This window comes from Acidovorax delafieldii 2AN, from assembly GCF_000175235.1.
Classification (GTDB): Bacteria; Pseudomonadota; Gammaproteobacteria; order Burkholderiales; family Burkholderiaceae_C; genus Acidovorax; species Acidovorax delafieldii_B.
In genome coordinates, this window is the sequence record NZ_ACQT01000208.1 from 1 (window position 1) to 6,278 (window position 6,278).

The window sequence follows — 6,278 nt, forward strand, 5'->3', positions numbered from 1 at the left end:
CGCCCGCCGCCGCCAAAGCCGCCACCGCTGCGGCCACCGCCGCCACCGTAGCCGCCGCCACTTCCACCGCCAAAACCGCCACTGCGGGGAGGGCGGGGCTCCATGGGACGTGCTTCGTTCACGACGATGCTGCGGCCGCCCAGGGGCTGGCCGTTCATGCCATTGATGGCGGCCTGGGCCTCGGCATCGCTGCCCATCTCGACAAAACCAAAGCCCTTGGAACGGCCGGTGTCGCGCTCCATCATGACCTTGGCGCTCGTCACAGCGCCGAATTGGCCGAAGGCCTGCTCCAGATCACTGTCGCGCACCGAGTACGGCAGGTTGCCCACATACAGTTTGTTGCCCATCACGGGACTCCTCTAAAACACATTGATAAAGCGATGGAGCCCGAAAACGCAGCCAGCTAATCTCAATGACGCTCTATGCGCGAAACCGACGGATCACCGCAAACTTTTAGGCGAGAAAACCCCCGCAACCGCATTATGTCTCACAGTTTTTACGAAAATGCAAGCACCTGAAGGGGGTGTGGCGGCAATGCTGCAGCCATGAAAAAAGGAGCCCTGGGGCTCCTTTTGCTGACTGGAGGCAGGAATGAATTCCTGCTTCAACGTCTTAGTAGCTGCTGCGGCCACCGCCGTAGCCACCACCGCCGTAGCCGCCGCCACCGCTGCGGCCACCACCGCCGTAGCCACCGCCGCCGCCGTTGCCACCACCGAAGCCGCCGCTACGGGGAGCGCGGGGCTCCATGGGGCGGGCTTCGTTGACCACGAGGTCACGGCCGCCGAAATTCTGGCCATGCACGCCTTGAATGGCGGCTTGGGCTTCGGCATCGCTGCCCATTTCGACAAAACCAAAACCCTTGGAGCGGCCGGTGTCGCGCTCCATCATGACCTTGGCGCTGCCGACCGAGCCGTACTGGCTGAAAGTCTGCTGCAGATCTTCGTCGCGGAAAGAATAGGGCAGGTTGCCCACGTAGAGTTTGTTGCCCATGAAGGACTCCTGAAAAAACATGAAAACGCGATGGGAGTCCTACGCAATCAACAAACCTGTGACGACTTCAAAGACGCGAAACTGACCGATCACCGCTAACTTAGCCGCCTTCCTGCTGTGCAGAAAAGCAAAGCCATTATTAATCACTTTTATGGGCGGCGCGGATATTTATTTCCGCAAGGGATTTCCCGGATAGAAAAAGAGCGGCAGCACGGGCCCGTAGGGCGCGGTCACTGTGCACTAGAATAGCGCCCGTCTCTGGGGAGTAGCCCGCCCGGCCGCACACGGCGCCGGGGGCTTGCGTCAACACACTTGGGTTCCCACAACCTATGGCGCACGCGGCTTGTGATGAGCTGGGCGAGACCATTGACTGCATGCCGATCCATTGGCCGGAGTCGGCGTGCGGTCAATGCGTTCACCACCCATCCGGCCGGATTGGACCCCCTCCCCATGGAAGCCTTTTTTGTTTCTACCGCCATCGTCGCCCTGGCCGAGATGGGCGACAAGACCCAGTTGCTGGCGCTGGTATTGGCCGCTCGGTTCCGAAAACCCTGGCCGATCGTGCTCGGCATTCTGGTCGCCACCCTGGCCAACCACGGGCTCGCCGGTGCCGTCGGTGCCTGGGTCACCACGTTCGTGGGGCCCCAGTTGCTGCGCTGGATTCTGGGAGCCTCGTTCATTGCCATGGCGGTGTGGATGCTGATCCCCGACAAGCTCGACGAAGGCGATGCCGACGGTTCACCGCGCTGGGGCGTGTTCGGCACCACGCTGGTGGCCTTTTTCCTTGCCGAGATGGGCGACAAGACGCAGATCGCCACCGTCATGCTGGCGGCGCAATACAACGCTTACCTGTGGGTAGTGGCCGGGACCACGCTGGGCATGATGCTCGCCAACGCGCCCGTGGTCTGGCTGGGTGACCGCATCACGCGCCTGGTGCCCATCCGCATCGTGCACATTGTGTCGGCGGTGATTTTCGTGATCCTCGGGTTGGTGGCGATTTTTGCGCCAGCCTGATGGACAAGGGTCGCCGCGGGGCGGCCCTTTTGGTATATTTGCCGAACGCGCCGATTTGCCACAGCTTGCGGGCGCTTAATAAATTCTGCTAAAGACCCGTCCGACACATCCCGGCCTCGTTTTTAGCGACGCCGGGTTTTTTTATGTCGTTCATTGCCACGCCCCAGACCATGCATTTTCCGGAGGTGCTGCCGCTGCAAAGCGGCGCATCGCTCCGTGATTACCACCTGGCCTTCGAGACCTACGGCACGCTCAATGCCGATGCTTCCAACGCCGTGCTGGTCTGCCATGCCCTCAACGCCTCGCACCATGTGGCGGGCGTTTACGCCGGCCAGGACAAGAGCGAAGGCTGGTGGGACAACATGATCGGCCCGGGCAAGCCGGTCGATACCAACCGGCTCTTCGTGATCGGGGTGAACAACCTGGGCTCGTGCTTTGGCTCCACAGGCCCCATGCACCTGCACCCGGACACGGGCGAGGTCTACGGCGCCGACTTTCCGGTGGTCACCGTGGAAGACTGGGTCAACGCCCAGGCCCGGCTGCTGGACCGGCTGGGCATCACGCAGCTGGCCGCCGTGCTCGGCGGCAGCCTGGGCGGCATGCAGGCCCTGTCCTGGACGCTGCAGTACCCCGAGCGCGTGCGCCACGCGGTGGTGGTGGCCAGCGCACCCAATCTCACGGCCGAGAACATTGCGTTCAACGAGGTGGCGCGCCGCGCCATCGTTACCGACCCGGATTTCCACGGCGGCCACTTCTACCGCCACGGCGTGGTGCCCAAGCGCGGCTTGCGCATTGCCCGCATGATCGGCCACATCACGTACCTCTCCGACGACGTGATGAATGAAAAATTCGGCCGCCAGTTGCGCGAGGGACTGGACCTCAAATACTCCACCCAGGACATCGAGTTCCAGATTGAAAGCTACCTGCGCTACCAGGGCGACAAGTTCAGCGAGTATTTCGATGCCAACACCTACTTGCTGATCACGCGCGCGCTCGACTATTTCGACCCGGCGCGCGGACACGGCGGCGACCTGACCCGCGCCCTGGCGCGCGCCACGGCAAAGTTCCTGCTCATCAGCTTCACCACCGACTGGCGCTTTTCGCCGCGCCGCAGCCGCGAGATCGTCAAGGCCCTGCTCGACAACCGCCGTCACGTCAGTTATGCCGAAATCGACGCCCCCCATGGGCATGACGCCTTTTTGCTCGATGACGCCCGTTACATGAACGTCATGCGCTCTTACTTCAACAGCATCGCGAAGGAGTTGGCATGACCGAGAAAACCACAATGCAGGCCATTGCCCGCATGGTGCCCCCCGGCTCGCGCGTGCTGGACCTGGGCTGCGGTGATGGCGCCCTGCTGTCCTACCTGCAGCGCGAGCGTGGGTGCAGCGGCTACGGCATCGAGATTGACGATGCCAACGTGCTGGCCTGCGTGCAGCGCGGGGTGGATGTGATCCAGCTCAACCTCGACGAAGGCCTGGCCATGTTTGGCGACAACTCGTTCGACGTGGTGCTGCAGATCGACACCCTGCAGCACCTGCGCAATGCCGAGGTCATGCTGCGCGAAACCGCCCGCGTGGGGCGCACGGGGGTGGTGGCGTTTCCCAACTTCGCGCACTGGCCCAACCGCCTCTCGGTGCTGCGCGGGCGCATGCCCGTCACGCGCCGCCTGCCCTACCAGTGGTACGACACGCCCAATATCCGCGTGGGCACCTACAAGGATTTCGAGGTGCTTGCGCTCAAGAACCGGCTGCGCGTGATCGACTCGTTCGGCCTGCAGGATGGGCGCGCCATCCGCTGGTGCCCCAACGCGCGGGCGGGTACTGCGGTGTTCCATTTCGAGCACGCCTGAGGCCGCCGTCTGCCGGGGACGATGGTGATTTGCTATTAAAAATAGAGCTTCTTGCGCTTGCTGCATAAGCGCAATGGCGCGATTTGTTCAAAAAATGGTCGCGCGCCGCGCCCCAGCCGCTCGCGGTAAGCTGCGCGGCCGGACAGTCTTCGCCCGTATCGCCTTCGATCACCATGCCCCGATTTGCCGCCAACCTGAGCCTCATGTACAACGAGCTGCCCTTCCTCGACCGCTTTGCGGCGGCGGCGCGCGATGGGTTCACGGCCGTGGAATATCTCTTCCCCTACGCTTTCGATGCGCACGAACTCGCTGCCCGGCTGCGCGGCAACGGTTTGCAGCAGGTGCTGTTCAATGCGCCGCCGGGAGGCAGCACGCTGGCCGACATGGCGGGCGCATGGGACAAGGGTGCGCGCGGTACGGCGGCTTTGCCGGGGCGGCAGTCCGAGTTCATGGCGGGCGTGCAGGCCGCCCTGCGCTATGCCGAAGTGCTCGACTGCCCGCGCATCCACCTGCTGTCGGGCATCGTGCCGCCGGGGGTGGAGCGTGAATCGCTCAAGGACCTGTGCGTGGAGAACCTGCGCTGGGCCGGGGCGGAGGCCGCCCGCGCCGGGCGCGAAGTGCTCATCGAGCCCATCAACCTGCGCGACATGCCGCGCTATTTCCTGAACCGGCAGGACCATGCGCACGAGTTGCTCGATGCCGTGCAGATGCCCAGCGTCAAGGTGCAGATGGATCTGTACCACTGCCAGATCGTCGAGGGCGATGTGGCCACCAAGCTGCGCCAATACCTGCCCACGGGCCGCGTGGCGCATCTGCAGATCGCGGGCGTGCCAGAGCGGCACGAGCCGGACCGTGGCGAATTGAACTACCCCTACCTGTTCGACCTGATCGATGCGCTGGGGTACAGCGGCTGGATTGGCTGCGAATACCGCCCCGCCGCAGGCACCTCGCAGGGCCTGGGCTGGCGCGACCGCGCACTGGCGGCCTGAGTTACCCGCTGCGCGGGACGGCCCCTGGCTGTATCGCCCTTCATGCGTGACGCTGCGCTGCGGCAGTGGCTTATCCCCACAGGTTGGCGCCGGCATGGAACGTGTGGTGGCCCGCTGTGCGCGTTGTCCGGGCGGTACGCGAGACTGCGTAAGGGAATGCGTTAATAAATGTAACTTGATCCCTGTCTTAGAGTGGCAGCAGACCGGCACAGCCGGCTTTTTGCATTTCTCTGGAGACAAACCCCATGGCCGCATCCCTTGCCAACAACCGCTCCGTGGCGCGCCAAGTCACCTTGATGGCCATCGGCCTGGTGGCGCTGGTGCTGGTGCTGGTGGGACTGGCGATTGCCGTGTTGACCGAGCGCAGCACGCGCGCCGAAGTGGTCAGCAGCGTGGGCAACACGGCGCAAAGCGTGGCCCAGTCGATCGACGCGGCCGACGCCACCAACCGCGAGCTGGTGCAGCTCACCATGCGGGGCTTTCAGCGCTATTTCGAGGCCAACATGCAGCTCGACGAAGGCACGGGCGAGCTGCGCAGCTTTGGCGCCCTGGTCAATGACGACCATGGCTCGGTGGACAAGTTCGCCAACGAAACCGGCGGCATCGCCACGGTGTTCGCCCGCAAGGGGGACGATTTCGTGCGCGTGACGACTTCCATCAAGAACGACAAGGGCGAGCGCGACCAAGGCACCCTGCTCGCGCGTGACAGTGCGGCCTACCAGCGCGTGAAAACGGGCGAGCCCTACGTGGGCCGCACCGTGGTCAACGGCAAGCCCTACATGGGCTATTACGTGCCGTCCAAGGACAGCGCCGGCAAGGTGGTGGCCCTGCTGTTCATCGGCACCGACGTGAGCGTGTTCGAGGCCATGCTGGAAAAGCAGGTGGCCCAGACGCGCTTCTTCGACCATGGCGGCACCTACGTCATCGACCCTGGCAAATCATTGGCGGATGCGGTGTTTGTGGCCCACCCCACGGCGCGCGGCAAGAAGGTGCTCGAGGCCTATCCGCAGGCCCGTGGGTTCTTCGAGGCGCTGGCGACGGCCGAGGGCGGCTATGTGCGCACCGCGGCGCCGGTGCTGGGCGAGTCATCGTCCGACGCGTGGGCGCTGGTGCGCAAGACCCGGGCGGATGGCTGGTGGGTGGTGGCCGAAGTGCCCGATGCCGAAGCCATGGGCGGCCAGCGCCGCGTCACGCTGGCCGTGTGGGGGCTGATGGCGGTGGCGGTGGGGCTGCTGGCGGTGGGACTGTTCGTGATGCTGCGCCGCGGCGTGAGCCGGCCGCTGCAGGGGCTCACCCAGGCCATCACGCTGGTGGCGCAGGGCGACCTCACCGAGGCCTTCCACACCACGCGGCGCGACGAGATTGGCGCTCTGGTGCACGAGGTGGAGGGCATGCGCCAGCGCTATGTGCAGATGCTGCAGCAGGTGCGCACG

General features: G+C 64.6%; 7 protein-coding genes and 1 riboswitch. Of the genes, 5 read left to right on the top strand and 2 right to left on the bottom strand.

Annotation, left to right across the window (positions count from 1 at the left end; genetic code table 11):
- The coding region (locus ACDELDRAFT_RS17770; RefSeq protein WP_005799366.1) for an RNA recognition motif domain-containing protein at positions 1–347 on the bottom strand (347 nt) is incomplete at its 3' end.
- Positions 348–612: 265 nt separating this feature from the next.
- Entirely contained in the window at positions 613–990 is a 378-nt protein-coding gene (locus ACDELDRAFT_RS17775) for an RNA recognition motif domain-containing protein (protein WP_005799367.1), read from the bottom strand.
- A gap of 240 nt (positions 991–1,230) precedes the next feature.
- Positions 1,231–1,422: riboswitch (yybP-ykoY riboswitch) on the top strand.
- A gap of 18 nt (positions 1,423–1,440) precedes the next feature.
- On the opposite strand from ACDELDRAFT_RS17775, the gene ACDELDRAFT_RS17780 reads away from it, so the two are divergent.
- The 5 genes from ACDELDRAFT_RS17780 to ACDELDRAFT_RS17800 form a co-directional block, all read left to right on the top strand.
- The gene (locus ACDELDRAFT_RS17780) at positions 1,441–2,004 is read left to right on the top strand and encodes a TMEM165/GDT1 family protein (protein WP_005799368.1); all 564 of its coding nucleotides are present in this window, start codon (positions 1,441–1,443) and stop codon (positions 2,002–2,004) included.
- Positions 2,005–2,147: 143 nt separating this feature from the next.
- On the top strand, positions 2,148–3,275 hold the full coding sequence (metX, locus tag ACDELDRAFT_RS17785; protein ID WP_005799369.1) for a homoserine O-succinyltransferase MetX: 1,128 nt from the start codon (positions 2,148–2,150) through the stop codon (positions 3,273–3,275).
- On the top strand, positions 3,272–3,856 hold the full coding sequence (gene metW, locus ACDELDRAFT_RS17790; RefSeq protein WP_005799370.1) for a methionine biosynthesis protein MetW: 585 nt from the start codon (positions 3,272–3,274) through the stop codon (positions 3,854–3,856). The genes metX and metW overlap by 4 nt, the downstream gene beginning before the upstream one ends.
- A gap of 173 nt (positions 3,857–4,029) precedes the next feature.
- Positions 4,030–4,845 carry a 2-oxo-tetronate isomerase gene (gene otnI, locus ACDELDRAFT_RS17795; RefSeq protein ID WP_005799371.1) on the top strand — a complete coding sequence of 272 codons (816 nt, stop codon included), beginning with the start codon at positions 4,030–4,032 and terminating at the stop codon, positions 4,843–4,845.
- 245 nt (positions 4,846–5,090) lie between these two features.
- Positions 5,091–6,278 (top strand): Cache 3/Cache 2 fusion domain-containing protein (locus tag ACDELDRAFT_RS17800; RefSeq protein ID WP_005799372.1); only part of this gene is annotated, 1,188 nt, incomplete at its 3' end.